Genomic DNA, 588 nt, shown 5'->3' on the forward strand with positions numbered 1-588 from the left:
GATCGAAGAAGATCAGGGGGAAGGCAAAGTGCCGATGACTCTGGTTATGGTGCACGCTCAAGATCATTTAATGACAACGATTCTAGCGCAAGAAATGGCTGTTGAGATTGTCGCTTTGAACAAGCAACTCGCGAATAAGTAAGGAAATCATTATGTCTAGAGAGGCGATCAAACTTGCCATTATTGGTGGTGGCAGTAGCTATACCCCGGAATTGGTTGAAGGGGTAATCAAACGCTTGGATTACTTGCCAGTTAAACAGATTCACTTTGTGGACATAGAATCCGGCGCGGAAAAACTAGAAATCATCAAGGGCTTGGCTCAGCGGATGGTCGATAAAGCGGGCGCGGATATTGAAATTAAAGCGGATTTTGACCGCCGTGCTGCGATCAAAGGCGCTGACTTTGTCATGACTCAATTCCGTGTAGGCGGGCTTGCTGCTCGAGCAAACGATGAAAGAATTCCTATCAAATACGATGTGATCGGACAAGAAACCACTGGCCCTGGCGGATTTGCTAAAGCACTGAGAACCATTCCGGTCATTCTTGATATCTGTAAAGACATTGAAGAGTTGGCGCCAAACGCTTGGA

Annotated in this window: 1 protein-coding gene and 1 pseudogene; both read left to right on the forward strand. The window is 46.6% G+C overall.

Going from position 1 to position 588, the window contains the following annotated elements; translation table 11 throughout:
- On the forward strand, positions 1 to 142 hold a 142-nt coding region (locus tag R8O10_RS26385), incomplete at its 5' end, for a PTS lactose/cellobiose transporter subunit IIA (RefSeq protein ID WP_318192121.1).
- Between the two features lie 10 nt (positions 143 to 152).
- Positions 153 to 588 (forward strand): annotated as a pseudogene (locus R8O10_RS26390) (6-phospho-beta-glucosidase); the annotation flags it as partial.

The organism is Vibrio sp. 1727, assembly GCF_033344415.1.
Classification (GTDB): domain Bacteria; phylum Pseudomonadota; class Gammaproteobacteria; order Enterobacterales; family Vibrionaceae; genus Vibrio; species Vibrio alginolyticus.